Raw genomic sequence first — 802 nt, forward strand, 5'->3', positions numbered from 1 at the left:
GCTATGGGTCTGAGAACCATGTATGACTATTATCGACCAGAAGGAATCGGACGAGATGCCTTTATTAGCATCGGACTCTACTATGGCTTTAGAGTAAAAGCCTATAGAAACCTCTGTAGGACTACTTTTTCAAGTCCTTACAGTCGTTATAAAAACCTTTTGGTTGATAAAGTCCTCACCAACATTAACCAACTCTGGACGAGTGACATTACCTATTTTAAAGTAAATGATCGGTTTTACTACATCGTTTTTGTGTTAGATGTTTACTCTCGTTTTATCGTTGGATATTCTCTTGCGGATAATATGAGAGCAGAAAACAATATCATTGCTTTGAAAATGGCATTGAAAACTCGTAAACAGAAGAAGTTTAAACATCAACTTATTCATCATTCAGATAGAGGAAGTCAATACATTAGCCAAGCTTATGTCAGCCTTTTGAACGAAGCTGAAATTAGTATTAGTATGTGCAATGTCTATGAGAATGCACATATCGAGCGAGTGAATGGAACTATTAAAAATCAATATCTAATCTATAGAAATATTACAAATTTTGACGAATTAGATAATGAGCTTAAAAAAGCAATTCACACTTACAACCATCAAAGACCACACGCAGCCCTGAAAGGACTAACACCTTTTGCGTTTGAACAGTACATCAAAGAACTAAACAATGAAAAAAAACCTAATTTATCGATTTGGACATGCGATTATTCAAAAAATACAAATCCAAATCAAGCTATTTTACAATTTTGATTACTTTAACTTGTTTAAAACTCAGGGCAACCTATTTTAGGAAAGGACA

At 33.9% G+C, this 802-nt stretch carries 1 protein-coding gene; it reads left to right on the forward strand.

Going from position 1 to position 802, the window contains the following annotated elements; all coding sequences use genetic code 11:
- Window positions 1-753 (forward strand): IS3 family transposase (locus QM491_RS25465; RefSeq protein WP_283330404.1); only part of this gene is annotated, 753 nt, incomplete at its 5' end.
- Window positions 754-802 lie beyond the last annotated feature (49 nt).

Source organism: Flectobacillus longus, from assembly GCF_030056705.1.
GTDB lineage: Bacteria > Bacteroidota > Bacteroidia > Cytophagales > Spirosomataceae > Flectobacillus > Flectobacillus longus.